This window comes from Pseudonocardia lacus, from assembly GCF_018531445.1.
Taxonomy (GTDB): domain Bacteria; phylum Actinomycetota; class Actinomycetes; order Mycobacteriales; family Pseudonocardiaceae; genus Pseudonocardia; species Pseudonocardia lacus.
In genome coordinates, this window is the sequence record NZ_JAHDTH010000004.1 from 26,382 (window position 1) to 39,307 (window position 12,926).

13 protein-coding genes are annotated in these 12,926 nt (G+C 73.0%); 4 read left to right on the forward strand and 9 right to left on the reverse strand.

Annotated elements, in window-relative coordinates; genetic code table 11:
* Positions 1-164: 164 nt before the first annotated feature.
* Positions 165-677, reverse strand: coding sequence for an SRPBCC domain-containing protein (locus KIK08_RS01770; RefSeq protein WP_214401167.1), 513 nt, complete (start codon positions 675-677; stop codon positions 165-167).
* A complete protein-coding gene (locus KIK08_RS01775) occupies positions 655-993 on the reverse strand; it encodes an ArsR/SmtB family transcription factor (protein ID WP_214401168.1) in 339 nt (112 codons plus the stop codon). The genes KIK08_RS01770 and KIK08_RS01775 overlap by 23 nt, the downstream gene beginning before the upstream one ends.
* Before the next feature lie 140 nt (positions 994-1,133).
* Here KIK08_RS01775 and KIK08_RS01780 point away from each other — a divergent pair, with 140 nt between their 5' ends.
* Both KIK08_RS01780 and KIK08_RS01785 read left to right on the forward strand, forming a co-directional pair.
* Positions 1,134-2,042, forward strand: coding sequence for an ABC transporter ATP-binding protein (locus KIK08_RS01780; protein WP_214401169.1), 909 nt, complete (start codon positions 1,134-1,136; stop codon positions 2,040-2,042).
* A gap of 73 nt (positions 2,043-2,115) precedes the next feature.
* Positions 2,116-3,297: an ABC transporter permease gene (locus KIK08_RS01785; protein WP_214401170.1), complete on the forward strand. Its 1,182-nt coding sequence runs from the start codon at positions 2,116-2,118 to the stop codon at positions 3,295-3,297.
* 79 nt (positions 3,298-3,376) lie between these two features.
* On the opposite strand, the gene KIK08_RS01790 is transcribed toward KIK08_RS01785, so the two are convergent.
* The 6 genes from KIK08_RS01790 to KIK08_RS01815 form a co-directional block, all read right to left on the reverse strand.
* Complete coding sequence (locus KIK08_RS01790) at positions 3,377-3,862, reverse strand: sunset domain-containing protein (RefSeq protein WP_214401171.1); 486 nt, start codon at positions 3,860-3,862, stop codon at positions 3,377-3,379.
* A gap of 68 nt (positions 3,863-3,930) precedes the next feature.
* A complete protein-coding gene (locus KIK08_RS01795; protein WP_214401172.1) occupies positions 3,931-5,328 on the reverse strand; it encodes a cryptochrome/photolyase family protein in 1,398 nt (465 codons plus the stop codon).
* A gap of 53 nt (positions 5,329-5,381) precedes the next feature.
* The gene (locus tag KIK08_RS01800) at positions 5,382-6,683 is read right to left on the reverse strand and encodes a citrate synthase (protein ID WP_214401173.1); all 1,302 of its coding nucleotides are present in this window, start codon (positions 6,681-6,683) and stop codon (positions 5,382-5,384) included.
* A 157-nt stretch (positions 6,684-6,840) separates the two neighbouring features.
* Entirely contained in the window at positions 6,841-8,199 is a 1,359-nt protein-coding gene (locus tag KIK08_RS01805) for an APC family permease (RefSeq protein WP_214401174.1), read from the reverse strand.
* A 76-nt stretch (positions 8,200-8,275) separates the two neighbouring features.
* On the reverse strand, positions 8,276-9,529 hold the full coding sequence (locus tag KIK08_RS01810; RefSeq protein WP_308257329.1) for an MFS transporter: 1,254 nt from the start codon (positions 9,527-9,529) through the stop codon (positions 8,276-8,278).
* Between the two features lie 216 nt (positions 9,530-9,745).
* On the reverse strand, positions 9,746-10,255 hold the full coding sequence (locus KIK08_RS01815) for a MarR family transcriptional regulator (RefSeq protein ID WP_214401176.1): 510 nt from the start codon (positions 10,253-10,255) through the stop codon (positions 9,746-9,748).
* Positions 10,256-10,316: 61 nt separating this feature from the next.
* Here KIK08_RS01815 and KIK08_RS01820 point away from each other — a divergent pair, with 61 nt between their 5' ends.
* Positions 10,317-10,796: a PNPOx family protein gene (locus KIK08_RS01820; protein WP_214401177.1), complete on the forward strand. Its 480-nt coding sequence runs from the start codon at positions 10,317-10,319 to the stop codon at positions 10,794-10,796.
* Here the strand turns inward: KIK08_RS01820 and pdxH are convergent, their stop codons facing one another.
* Positions 10,797-11,477 (reverse strand): pyridoxamine 5'-phosphate oxidase, encoded by a 681-nt coding sequence (gene pdxH, locus KIK08_RS01825; RefSeq protein ID WP_308257330.1) that lies wholly within the window; start codon positions 11,475-11,477, stop codon positions 10,797-10,799.
* Positions 11,478-11,721: 244 nt separating this feature from the next.
* On the opposite strand from pdxH, the gene KIK08_RS01830 reads away from it, so the two are divergent.
* Entirely contained in the window at positions 11,722-12,891 is a 1,170-nt protein-coding gene (locus KIK08_RS01830) for a citrate synthase 2 (RefSeq protein ID WP_308257332.1), read from the forward strand.
* Positions 12,892-12,926: the final 35 nt, after the last annotated feature.

Genomic DNA, 12,926 nt, shown 5'->3' on the forward strand with positions numbered 1-12,926 from the left:
CACGCGCGGGGCGTCCGACGGGGACGCCGCGCGTCGACGAGGGCGGGGAAGGTCGGCCGGGGCCACGACGGGCCGGGCCGGAGCGGGAGGTGGGGCTCAGGTGGGCGGGCGGTCGCCGGCGACCGCCGTGGTCGGTGCGGGGCGCCGGCCAGCCGCCGGGCGGCTCAGCGGTAGAGCGATTCGCCGGTCTCCAGCAGGGTCTTCAGGTCGCTGAGGGTCTGGCTCCAGCCGCCGCCGGCGCCGGGGGTCCGGCCGGCGCCCTGCGCGGCCGTTCCCGGTGCGCCGGTGACGTCGTGGACGACGGTGAGCGTGCAGACCCCGTCGCCCTCGTCCTCGATCTCGTAGCTGAGCCGGGTGAAGCCCTCGTCCAGGAACAGCGCGCGCCAGGTCTGCACGAGCCGGCGCGGCGGGTCGGCCTCGACGACCTCGCCGTCGATCACGACGTCCGGGGCGCCGTGCTGCTTCATGGCGTCGCTGGCCAGGCCCCGGTAGGCGCCGCCGGGTCGCAGGTCGTACTCGACCGGCGACTGGTAGCCGAACCGGACCGTCCACTCCGGCCGGGTGATCGCATCCCAGATCGCCTGCGGGGTGGTCCTGATGTGCACCCGGTAGACCTGGACGTCCCCGGGGTCGTCGGTGGCCCGGGTGCCGGTCTCAGGGTGGGTCGATGAGGTCATGGCGCTGCTCCAGTTCGGTCTTGAGGTCGACGAGCGCCGTCACCGGCCGCTCGGTGTACTTGTCGATCCACCGGTCGTGGATCAGCTGGATCGGCACCGGGTTGAGGAAGTGGAACTTCTCCCGGCCCGACCGGCGCGTGACGACGAGCCCGGCCCCTTCGAGCACGCCCAGGTGCCTGCTGACCGCCTGCCGGCTCATCTGCAGGCCGGCCGTCAGCTCCCGCAGCGTCTGGCCGTCCCGGGCGTACAGCCGGTCCAACAGCTCGCGACGGCTCCCGTCGGCGAGTGCGTTGAAGACGGCGTCATCGTCTCGCACCGGGACGAGAATAGGCAACAAAAATGTTGCCTGTCAACGGCTCGGCCCCGCTCGCGTCATGCGCACCGGTGACACCTGCCCCGGTCGCCGATGACGGCCGGACCGGGCGCCCCGCGGCGAACGCCCGTTAGGGTCGGCCCATGTTGGAGATCGGGGGGCTCAGCAAGCGGTTCGGTCCCGTGCAAGCGCTCGACGGCGTCACCTTCTCGGTGCGGCCGGGCGAGGTGTTCGGATTCGTCGGCAGCAACGGCGCGGGCAAGACCACCACCATGCGGATCGTGCTCGGCGTGCTGTCCGCCGACGCCGGGGAGGTGCGCTGGCAGGGCCGGCCGGTGGACGCCGACCTGCGCCGGCGGATCGGCTACATGCCCGAGGAGCGCGGGCTGTACCCGAAGATGAAGGTGGGCGACCAGCTGCGCTACCTCGCCCAGCTGCACGGGCTGCCCGCCGCCGAGGCGCAGTCCGCGGTCGAGCGGTGGACCGAGCGGCTGGGGGTGTCCGGCCGCCTCGGCGACGAGGTGCAGAAGCTGTCGCTGGGCAACCAGCAGCGCGTGCAGCTGTCCGCGGCACTGGTGCACGACCCCGAGGTGCTGGTGCTCGACGAGCCGTTCTCCGGCCTCGACCCGACCGCCGTCGAGGTGATGAGCAGCGTCCTGCGTGACAAGGCGGGCACCGGCGTGCCGGTGATCTTCTCCAGCCACCAGCTCGAACTGGTCGAGCGGCTGTGCGACCGGATCGGCATCATCTCCGCCGGCCGGATGGTGGCCACGGGCAGCGTCGAGGAACTGCGCGCCCGCGACGGCCGGGTCGTGCTCGACGTCGAGGGCCCGCCGCCCGGGTGGGCCGACGGGCTCGCCGGGGTCGAGGTCCTCGACGCCCCCGGCCCGGCCACCCGGCTGCGGCTGCACCCGGACACCGACGACCAGCAGGTGCTCGCCGCCGCGGTCGCCGCCGGTCCCGTGCACGAGTTCCGGCGGTGGCGACCACCGCTCACCGAGCTGTACCGCGACGTCGTCGAGTCCTCCGTCCCGACGGCGGTGCCGGCATGAGCGAGCTGGCGAGCGGACCAATGACCACAGCACCTCTGCGCGAAGCGCCGAGCTCGCGCAGCGAGGGGGAACGATGAGCGCACCACTGACCGCGAGCCAGGCCGTCGCGCTGGTGGCCCGCCGCGAGTTCGTCACCCAGGTCAAGTCGCGCAGCTTCGTCATCGGCATCGTCTTCACCCTGGTGATCTTCGCCGTGGTGGCCGGCGTCGTCGTGTTCATCTCCTCGCAGACCGAGGAGCACACGCTCGGCATCACGCCGAGCGCGAGCGGCCTGCAGCCCACCCTGGAGCAGCTCGCCGCGCAGCAGGACGTCACCCTGCGGGTCGTCGACGTCGACGAGGACGCCGGGCGCGCCCAGGTCGCGGGCGACGAGCTCGACGCCCTGCTCAGCGGCGGCACCGCGGGCTACCAGCTGCTCTACCGCGACGCCGTCGACTCGTCCCTGACCCCCGTGGTCGCCGCCGCCGCGCAGCAGGCCGCGCTGAGCACCGCGCTCACCGACGCCGGCGTCGACCCGGCGACGGTGGCCGCCAGCGCCCAGGTGGACCCGACGACGATCGAGCCGGTCGACCCCGAGCGCGGCCAGCAGCTCGCGGTCGCGCTCGGTGGCACGTTCCTGCTGTTCATGGGCCTGCAGTACGCGGCGGGCGTGGCCGGCGGGGTCGTCGAGGAGAAGCAGAGCCGGGTCGTGGAGCTGCTGCTGGCCACCATCAAGCCCTGGCACCTGCTGACCGGCAAGGTCATCGGGATCGGCGCGGCCGGGCTGCTCACCATGGTCATCCTGGGGGCGATCGCCGGTGGCATCGGCGCCGCGGCCGGCCTGCTCACCCTGCCGACGGCGGCCGTCGGGATGCTGGTGATGGTGCTGGTCTGGTACCTGATCGGCTTCTTCCTGTTCGCCGCGGTCTACGCGGCGCTGGGCTCGACGGTCTCCCGGCAGGAGGAGCTGCAGCCGCTGATCGCGCCGATGGTCTTCCTGGTGATCATCCCGTTCATCCTGACGCTCAACCTGCTGCCCAGCGACCCCCGCAACCCGATCCTGGCGGTCCTGTCGTACGTGCCGTTCCTCTCCCAGACGGTCATGCCGGCGCGCTACGCGCTGGGTGTCGCGCCGTTGTGGGAGGTGGCGCTGTCGGCGCTGATCGCCGTGGCCGCGATCGCCGTGGTGGTCCGGGTCGCCGCGCGGATCTACCGCAACTCGATCCTGCGCACCGGCGCCCGGGTCAGCCTCCGCGAGGCCCTGCGCTCGCGCTGACCCGGTACCCCGTCGAGAACGACGTCATGGGATCGCCAAGGCCGAAGTCGATCCCACAGCGTCGTTCTCGACGGGACGGTCAGGTGGAGGTGCGGCGGCGGGGGGTCCACTCGGTGAAGCCGGCGGCGCGGGCGTCGGCCGCGGTGCGGAACCAGAACTCCGCGCGCGTGCGCCCGAAGTACGGGCTGTCCGGGCCGTGGAACAGCTCCGAGCCGGACTTGGCCTTGATCGTGTACTCCGGCCCGGGGGGCGAGCCGTCGGGCTCGGCGAGCGCGGCGGCCGTCGGGACCTCCAGGACCGCCCGCCGGGCCCGGCGTCCGCCCGGCGCGTCGACGACCGGGAGCTCCATCGTGGGCGACTCCACCGGAGCGGGCGCCAGCACCGGCTGGGGAGCGGCGGCGGCCGGGCGCGGCGGGGTCGCGTCCGGCATGAGCGGGGGGCGCCCCGGGGCGGGCGCGGGGATGGTGTCCCGCGCGGGCCGGGACCGCGCGACGTAGACCACCCCGCCCAGCAGCAGGAGCAGCAGCAGCCAACGCAGGCGGTGCGACGACGAGTCCTCTGCCATGGGCCCGAGACTAACCCGGCCGCGCACCGCCGCCGACCCGTCACCCGCGGACGGCGCGCCGGTTGCGGTCACCGGCGGGCGGCCTTGACCCGTTCGTAGCGCTCCAGCGCCTCCTGCCGCTCGACCTTGTGGTCGACCATCGGCTCCGGGTAGCCCGTCGGCGGCCCGTCGGGCAGCTCCCACGGCGTGTGCACGGCCCTGCCCGGCACGCCGCGCAGCTCGGGCACGAACCGGCGCACGTAGTCGCCGTCGGGGTCGAACCTCAGCCCCTGGGTGACCGGGTTGAACACCCGGAAGTACGGCGCGGCGTCGGTGCCCGTGCCCGCGGTCCACTGCCAGCCGTGCTGGTTGGAGGCCAGGTCACCGTCGACCAGCATGCCCATGAAGTGCCGCGCACCCCACCACCACGGCAGGTGCAGGTCCTTGACCAGGAAGCTGGCGGTGATCATGCGCACCCGGTTGTGCATCCAGGCCTGCTCGCGCAGCTGGCGCATCCCGGCGTCGACGATCGGGAAGCCGGTGCGCCCCTCCCGCCACCGGTCGAACGCGGCGACGGCATCGTCACCGGAGGCCGGCGGCAGCGCGTCGAAGGCCTTGTCGTAGTTCTCGCGCGCCGAATCGGGCCGGTGGAACAGCACGTCGGCGTAGAAGTCCCGCCAGGCGATCTCGCTGCGGTAGACCTCGCTCGACCTCCCCCGCTGCCGCGCCACGTCGGCCAGCAGGGTGCGGGGGTGCACCAGCCCGTACTTCAGGTACACCGACATCCGCGAGGTGCCCTCGACGTCGGGGCGGTTGCGGTCGTCGCCGTAGCGCTCGACCGCGTCGGACAGGAACGCCCGCCACTGCCGCAGCGCCGCCGCCTCGGACGCCCCCGGCAGCTCCGCGTCCACGGGCTCGTCGTCGGGGATCGGCACGGCCCGCGGGCCGCCGTCCCCGCCGGACGGGTCGAGCCAGTCGACGGTGTCCGCGGACGTCTCGGCCGGCTCCCGCCAACCGTGCTCCAGCCAGGCCCGGCGGAACGGCGTGAACACCCGGAACGGCTGGCCGTCGTCCTTGCGCACCCTCCCGGGCGCGACGGCGTAGGGCGAGCCGGTGCGCACGAGCTCGCGACCGGCGTCGGCCAGGCCCTTCGCCACGGCCTCGTCGCGGCGGCGACCGTACGGCCCGAAGTCCGCGGCGACGTGCACCGAGGCGGCGTCCACGGCGGCGGCGACCCGCGGCACGACGTCCGCGGGGTCGCCGCGCACGACGAGCAGCCGGCCGCCGAGCGACTCGTCGAGCGAGCGCAGCGCGCGGTACAGGAACGTGAGCCGCGCCCCGCCCGACGGCGTGACGAGCGCCGGGTCGAGCACGAACAGCGCCAGCGCGCGGTCGGCGGCGTCGGCCGCGGCGAGGAAGGTCGGCTGGTCGCCGACCCGCAGGTCCCGCCGGAACCAGACCACCGCCGACCGCGCGCCTTCCGCCATGTGGCGACGCTAGTGCGCCCGAACGGAGGGCGCGCGGCGAAGCGGGACGCTCGTCAGCGGTCGCCCATCGGCACGTACGGGCGCTCGGTCGGTCCGGTGTAGACCTGGCGCGGGCGACCGATCTTGGTGGTCGGGTCGTTGATCATCTCGCGCCAGTGCGCGATCCAGCCGGGCAGCCGGCCGAGCGCGAACAGCACCGTGAACATCTTGGTCGGGAAGCCCATCGCCCGGTAGATCACGCCGGTGTAGAAGTCGACGTTCGGGTAGAGCTTGCGCTCGATGAAGTAGTCGTCGGCGAGCGCCTTCTCCTCCAGCGCCTTGGCGATGTCCAGCAGCGGGTCGGTGACGCCGAGCTTGCCCAGGATCTCGTCGGCGCTCTGCTTGACGATCTTGGCGCGGGGGTCGTAGTTCTTGTAGACGCGGTGCCCGAAGCCCATCAGCCGGGCGCCCTTGTCCTCCTTGTTCTTGACCCGCTTCACGAACGACTCGACGTCGCCGTTCTCCTCGGCCTGGATCTTCTGCAGCATCTCCAGCACCGCCTGGTTCGCCCCGCCGTGCAGTGGGCCGAAGAGCGCGTTGATGCCCGCCGAGACGCTGGCGAACAAGTTGGCCTGCGACGAGCCGACCAGGCGCACCGTGGAGGTCGAGCAGTTCTGCTCGTGGTCGGCGTGCAGGATCAGCAGCGTGTCCAGCGCCTTGGCGAAGGCCGGGTCGACCTCGTAGGGCTCGGCCGGGAACCCGAAGGTCATCCGCAGGAAGTTCTCCACCAGGCCCAGCGAGTTGTCCGGGTAGAGGAACGGCTGGCCCACCGACTTCTTGTAGGCGTAGGCCGCGATGGTGGGCAGCTTGGCCAGCAGCCGGACGGTGGACAGCTCGACGGCGTCGTTGTTGAACGGGTCGAGGGCGTCCTGGTAGAAGGTCGACAGCGCGCTGACCGCGCTGGACAGCACCGGCATCGGGTGCGCGTCGCGCGGGAAGCCCTCGAAGAACCGCTTCAGGTCCTCGTGCAGCAGCGTGTGCCGGCTGATCTTGGTGCTGAAGTCGGCGAGCTGGTCCTCGCTGGGCAGCTCGCCGTAGATGAGCAGGTAGCTGGTCTCCAGGAAGGTGCTCTGCTCGGCCAGCTGGTCGATCGGGTAGCCGCGGTAGCGCAGGATGCCCGCGTCGCCGTCGATGTAGGTGATGTCGGACTTGCACGACGCCGTGTTGCCGAAGCCGGAGTCCAGTGTGACCAGCCCGGTGGCCGGCAGCAGTTTGCTGATGTCGAAGGCGGACGCTCCCTCGGTGGCGGGGCTGATCGCCATCTCGTGCTCGCCGCCGGGGTGGTGGAGCACGGCGGTCTTGGTGTCGTCGGCCATGTGGAGGTTCCCTCGCACTCGGTTCGTTGTCCCGTTTCCTCTGGTGACCTGCCACGCTAGTGCGCCCGAGGTGGGACGCGCCGGACGAGCCGTGTGATCTACGGCGTCGCGTCGCGACACGAACGGGTCCGCGGGCGGCGGCGCCGCGCCGCTCGCGTCACGACTTGTTCAGCCGCTCCGGGTCGACCTGGACGCGGCCGACGACGTAGTAGTTGACCGCCCACAGCACGACGCCGACGGCCAGCAGGACGCCGGCCACCGCGAACTGCTGCAGCGGGCGACCCGACAGCGGCGTGGCCAGGAAGCCGCACAGCACGATGCCCAGCCACGGCGTCCAGGCCGGCGCCCGGAAGTGCTCGTGCTCGACCTCGTCCTTGCGCAGCACCAGCACCGCGATGTTGACGATGGTGAACACGGCCAGCAGCAGCAGCGCGGTGGTCCCGCCCAGCAGCGAGATGTCGGCCGAGGCCACCAGGATGATGGCGATCACGCTGGTGAACAGGATCGACACCCACGGCGTGCGGCGGCTGGGGTGCACGGTGCCGAACTGGCGCGGCAGGATCCGCTCGTTGGCCATGCCGTAGAGCAGCCGGCTGGCCATCAGCATGTTGATCAGGGCCGAGTTGACCACCGCGAACAGCCCGATCACGGCGAACACGCCGAGGGGGAAGCCCGGCGCGCCCGCCTCCAGCACCCGGAACAGCGCGTCGCTCTTGGCCGCGGCCAGGTCCTCCGCCGGCACCAGCAGCGACGACAGCACGGCGACGACCACGTAGATCAGCCCGGCGATGCCCATCCCGAGCAGCATCGCCCGCGGGAAGATCCGCACCGGGTTCTGGCACTCCTCGGCCATGTTCACCGAGTCCTCGAAGCCGACCATCGCGAAGAACGCCAGTGAGGTGGCCGCGGTGACGGCCAGGAACGCCGTCGAGTCGCCGGTGTCGATCTCCACCAGGCGCGCCGGCTCCCCCTGCCCCTGCATGACGGCGTACACCCCGACGCCGATGATGAGCAGCAGGCCCGACAGCTCGATGCAGGTGAGCACCACGTTCGCCTTGACCGACTCGCCGACGCCCCGGAAGTTGATCAGCGCGAGGCCGGCGATGAACGCCGCCGCCACCGCCCACGTCGGCAGCTCGACGAACTGGCGCAGGTAGGTGTCGCCGAACGCCTTGGCCGCGGTGGCCGCCGAGGTCACCCCGGAGGCCATCACCGTGAAGGTGACCATGAAGGTCAGGAAGTTGATCCCGAACGCCTTGTGCGTGTACAGCGCCGCCCCGGCCGCCCGCGGGTACTTCCCGACCAGTTCCAGGTAGCTGAACGCGGTCAGGAACGCGACCACGAACGCCAGCAGGAACGGCAGCCACAGCGCCCCGCCGATCTCGGCGGCCACCGACCCGGTGAGCGCGTAGATGCCGGTGCCGAGGATGTCGCCGATCACGAAGAACAGCAGCAGCTTCGGGCCGATCGCCCGCTTGAGCTCCGGCTGCGCGGGTGCCGTGCTGGTGTCCGCCATGGACGAATGGTGAACCGCGTCACGTCATTCGTCATCTTCTGATCAGGTGGACGTCCACGCCCGGCGGACCGGCCGCTCAGGCGCGGCTGGCGACCGGCGCCCGGTACCTCCAGAACACCGGGAACGCCAGCACGACGGCCACCGACGCCACGACTACCGCCACCCCGCCGATGGTCGCCGCGAGCCCGGGGCCCGCCCAGTCGGCGGCCGGCCCGTGCCACAGGTCGGCCAGCCGCGGGCCGCCGGCCACCACGACGATGAACAGCCCCTGCATCCGCCCGCGCATCTCGTCGGTCGCCACGACCTGCAGCATCGAGTTGCGGAACATCGAGCTCACCAGGTCGCCCGCCCCGGCGACGGCCAGGAACAGCACCGCCAGCCACAGCGAGCCGGCCAGCCCGAACAGCGCGACGCCCAGGCCCCAGACGCCGATCGAGATCGTCACCGCGACGCCCTGGCGGCGCACGCCCGTCAACCGCCCGGAGAACACCCCGGCCAGCACCATCCCGATCGGGATCGCGGCGAACAGCAGGCCGTAGGCGAGCCCGCCGCCGGGCGGGTCGCCGAAGCTCTCCTGGGCGATCTGCGGGAACACCACGCGCGGCATCCCGAAGCCCATCGCCACGACATCGATCAGGAACGACACCAGCAGCACCTTGTGCATGAGGGCGTAGCGGAACCCCTCGGCCACCTCGCGCAGCCCGGCCCGGCGCCGCGCCCCGTCCTGCCCCGGGTCGGGCGGCATCACCGGCAGCCGCCACGTCGCCCACAGCGTGGCCAGCAGCAGGATCGCGTCGACCAGGTACAGCGTCGGGAGCCCGATGACCGGGATCAGCACCCCGGCCAGCAGCGGCCCGGCGATCGCCCCGGCCTGGAACACCGTCATGTTCAGCGCGTTCGCCGCCGGGATCTCCTCGGTCCGCAGGATCCGCGGCAGCACGGCGTTGCGGGTGGGCTGGTTGACCGCCAGGAACGCGGTCTGCACCGAGAACACCGACAGCACGACCCACACCCCACCGGCCCCGGTCGCCGCGGTGACCCACAGCGCCAGCGACGACAGCGCGATCCCGGTGCCGGTGACCAGCAGCAGCGTGCGCCGGTCGACGGCGTCGGCGATCGCCCCACCCCACAGCCCGAACACCACCAGCGGCACCAGCCCGAACAGCCCGGTCAGCCCGACGTACGCCGACGACCCGGTGAGCTCGTAGATCTGCGCCGGCACCGCCACGACCGACAGCTGCGCCCCGACGACGGTGACCATCCCGGCGACCCAGAGGCGGCGGTAGGCCGGCGTCTTCAGCGGCGTGGTGTCGGCGAGGGCCCCGCGCACCGCGCGGGCAACGCGGCGTGTGACGGGCTCGCTCGCACGGCCGGGGCCGGGGGGCGCGTCCGGGGGGACCTGGGTCGGGCGGGTGGGTTCCTCCGGGCCGGACGCTGTCACCCGGTCAGTGCTACCACCGCCGTTCGCGCGCGGCCTCCCGGTTAGCGGTGACATGCCCCGCATCCGTGCGGCGGAAACGGGCACTCGCGACGATCCGGGCGCAGCTCAGGGGGGCGGGCCCGGCGCGTCCCGGTCCGCCAGCTCGTCGGCCGCCCCCCGCCCGGCCTCCGCCACCTTGCCCAGGAAGTCGGCGATCACCTCCAGCTCCGCCGCGCCGTACCCCGCGCAGATCCCGTCGAGCGCCGACCGCATGCCGCCGTAGAGCCGGTAGACCTCGCCGACGCGGTCGCGCCGGACGCGGACGGAGACGCCGCGGCGGTCCGCGGCGTCGGGATCGCGCTCGCGGACCACCCAGCCGGCGCGCTGGAGCCGGTCGAGGATGCCGGTCATGGTCGCGGGGTGCACGCTCGCGAGCCGGGCCAGCTCGCTGGGGCCGACGGGGCCGTGCCGGGCGATGAGGTCGAGGCAGACGCGGTCGGCGTCGCGCAGCCCCAGCCGCCCGCTGACGACCTGGTCGAGGACCGAGAGCTGGGCGTTCGCGGCGCGCAGGCCGTCGCGGATGGCGCCGGCCAGCTCCCGGGACCGCCGATCCCGGCCAGATGATACGGAACTCATAATTTATGTACTCCATGCTACCGTTGCCGCGACACCACAACACTGCCCTCGGAGGGCAATCGTGACCGATCCCAGCCGCAGCACCGCACCCCGCGCCCGCACCATGCGCTTCCAGGGCGTCGTCAACCGCATCGTCCGGGGCCTGCTGGCCGCGCCCCTGCTCTCGCGCGTCGTCGGACAGCGCCTGATCAGCGTGCACGTCGTCGGCCGCAAGTCGGGCCGCCGGTTCACCGTGCCCGTCGCCTACACCCGCCACCACGGGGCGCTGCTGATCGGCACCTCCTTCGCCTGGGCGCGCAACCTGCGCACCGGCGAGCCCGTCGAGGTCCGGTACCTGGGCAAGCTCCGGACGGCCGACGTGCGCGTGCACACCGACGAGGCCGACGTCGTGCGCCGCTACGACGCCATCGCCCGCGACAACCGCCAGTTCGCCGCGTTCAACGGCATCGGCTTCGACGCCGACGGCGCACCCCGGGCCGAGGACCTGCACGCCGCACGGGCCAGCGGGGCCCGCGTCCTGGAGCTCACCGTGCCGAGCTGATCAGGGCGCCAGGCGCTTGACCGTCCAGGTGCGGTCCAGGTCGTCGCGCTCGAAGCGCAGCCGGTCGTGCATGCGGTCGGAGCGGCCCTGCCAGAACTCGACCGAGTCGGGCACGATCCGCCAGCCGCCCCAGTGGCCGGGCAGCGGCACCTCGTCCTGGCCCTCGAAGCGGTGGGTGATGGTGGCCAGCGCGTCGTCCAGGACGCGGCGGTCGCGCACCACCACCGACTGCGCCGACGCCCACGCCCCCAGCTGCGCGCCGCGCGGGCGGCTCGACCAGTAGGCCAGCGTCTCGGACGGGTCGACCATCTCGACCGTGCCGCGCACCGTCACCTGCCGGTGCTGGGCGTACCAGGGGAACGTCGCCGACGCGTAGCGCGTCGACCGGATGTCGTGGCTCTTGGCCGACGTGTAGTTCGTGAAGAAGGCGATGCCGCGGGCGTCGAAGCCCTTGCACAGCACGGTCCGCGACGACGGGCGCCCGTCGGTGCCGGCCGTGGCCAGGACCATGGCGTTGGGCTCCACCACCTCGGCGGCCACCGCCTCGGCGAACCAGGCGGCGAACTGCTCGTGCCAGGTGGCGGCCAGGTCGGCGACGTCGAGGCCGGCCGTCTCGTAGTCGACCCGCATCGCAGCCAGGCCCTGCTCCGCGCCCGGACTCCCCGTCGTGGTGCTGTCCACCCGGCCACGCTAGGCGGACGACCACGCAGCCGACAACGCCGGTGACCGATCCCACCCGCATGCCCCGTTGCCACGGACCAGCGGCGGGGGCAGATTGGCGCCAACCGCGTGCATCCTCTCGTCGCCCGTGGCCAGCCCCGATCCGTGCACCGGGACCCCGGCCGGAGACGGGCGATCCTCCGGTCGTGGTCGCCACCGGCGGCCCGGCCGGCGCCTGTCGGGGACCACGATGAGGAGGACACAGGTGTCCACTGCACCGACCACCGAGACCGCTGGGACGACGCCGGCCGCACCGGACGTACCGCCGCCCCCGCCCGGGTTCAAGTCGGGACTCGAGGGGCACGTCGCCTTCCGCACCGAGATCGCCGAGCCGGACAAGGACGGCGGCGCCCTGCGCTACCGCGGCGTCGACATCGAGGACCTCGTCGGCAAGGTCAGCTTCGGCAACGTGTGGGCCCTGCTGGTGGACGGCCGGTTCGGGCCGGGCCTGCCCCCGGCCGAGCCGTTCCCGATCCCGGTGCACACCGGCGACGTCCGGGTCGACGTGCAGGCGGCGCTGGCGATGCTCGCCCCGTACTGGGGCTACCGCCCGCTGCTCGACATCTCCGCCGACGAGGCCCGCGACCAGCTGGCCCGTGCCTCGGTGATGGCGCTGTCCTACGTGGCCCAGTCCGCGCGCGGGATCGGCGTGCCGGCCGTGCCGCAGAGCCGCATCGACGAGTGCTCGACCATCACCGAGCGGTTCATGACGCGCTGGCGCGGCGAGCCCGACCCGGCGCACGTGAAGGCCGTCGACGCGTACTGGGTGTCGGCCGCCGAGCACGGCATGAACGCCTCCACCTTCACCGCCCGCGTCATCGCCTCCACCGGCGCCGACGTGGCCGCCTCGATGTCCGGCGCGATCGGCGCCATGTCGGGCCCGTTGCACGGCGGCGCACCCGCCCGCGTGCTGCCGATGCTGGAGGAGACCGAGCGCACCGGCGACCCCGCCGGCCTCGTCCGCGGCATCCTCGACAACAAGCAGAAGCTGATGGGCTTCGGCCACCGCGTCTACCGCGCCGAGGACCCGCGCGCCCGCGTCCTGCGCCGCACCTGCCAGGAGCTGAACGCACCCCGCTACGAGGTGGCCGTCGCGCTGGAGCAGGCCGCGCTGGCGCTGCTGCGCGAGCGCCGCCCCGACCACCCCATCGAGACCAACGTCGAGTTCTGGGCCGCGGTCATCCTCGACTTCGCCGAGGTCCCGCCGCACATGATGCCGGCCATGTTCACCAGCGCCCGCACGGCCGGCTGGTCGGCGCACATCATGGAGCAGAAGCGGGAGAACAAGCTGGTCCGCCCGTCGGCCCAGTACATCGGCCCCGGCCCCCGCCGCCCCGAGCAGGTCGACGGCTGGACCGAGATCGCCCGCACCTGACCGCCCCGTCCCACCCGCCCCGTCGAGAACGAAGT

What these genes read in the sequence shown, in the direction of transcription:
- KIK08_RS01780 (WP_214401169.1), top strand. Translation starts at nt 1,134, where the DNA reads ATGTTGGAGATCGGGGGGCTCAGCAAGCGGTTCGGTCCCGTGCAAGCG.
- KIK08_RS01800 (WP_214401173.1), bottom strand. Translation starts at nt 6,683, where the DNA reads ATGGCCGACGACACCAAGACCGCCGTGCTCCACCACCCCGGCGGCGAG.
- KIK08_RS01785 (WP_214401170.1), top strand. Translation starts at nt 2,116, where the DNA reads ATGAGCGCACCACTGACCGCGAGCCAGGCCGTCGCGCTGGTGGCCCGC.
- KIK08_RS01770 (WP_214401167.1), bottom strand. Translation starts at nt 677, where the DNA reads ATGACCTCATCGACCCACCCTGAGACCGGCACCCGGGCCACCGACGAC.
- KIK08_RS01790 (WP_214401171.1), bottom strand. Translation starts at nt 3,862, where the DNA reads ATGGCAGAGGACTCGTCGTCGCACCGCCTGCGTTGGCTGCTGCTGCTC.
- KIK08_RS01805 (WP_214401174.1), bottom strand. Translation starts at nt 8,199, where the DNA reads ATGGCGGACACCAGCACGGCACCCGCGCAGCCGGAGCTCAAGCGGGCG.
- KIK08_RS01795 (WP_214401172.1), bottom strand. Translation starts at nt 5,328, where the DNA reads ATGGCGGAAGGCGCGCGGTCGGCGGTGGTCTGGTTCCGGCGGGACCTG.
- KIK08_RS01815 (WP_214401176.1), bottom strand. Translation starts at nt 10,255, where the DNA reads ATGAGTTCCGTATCATCTGGCCGGGATCGGCGGTCCCGGGAGCTGGCC.